Annotated in this window: 1 pseudogene; it reads right to left on the reverse strand. The window is 35.9% G+C overall.

The window, feature by feature from the left end:
* A pseudogene (locus tag ACYQ2O_RS13195) lies at positions 1-273 on the reverse strand (ISLre2-like element ISAot1 family transposase); the annotation flags it as partial.

A 273-nucleotide genomic window follows, 5' to 3' on the forward strand; every position in this document is an offset into this window, starting at 1 on the left:
TCTTTTCCATCTTTTTATCAAAATACATTCGTTGTTTGATTTTCTCGTTTACATGATAAGCATCTCTAAAATGTTCGTGTCGCTGGCATTTGCCAATGATTTGATGGAATTTATCTTTGTCGTAACCGCTACCTCCATCACTGTTGGAAATGACGATCGTCTCGCGTATATCATACAGCGACTCTAACCAAAGGCTTGCACGTTTAAAAGCTTCTTTACTTGATACAGTACTCTCAAACATTTTAGAATTAATTAAGACAGGTCTTTTCTGTT

This window comes from Alkalibacterium sp. m-11 (assembly GCF_054658155.1).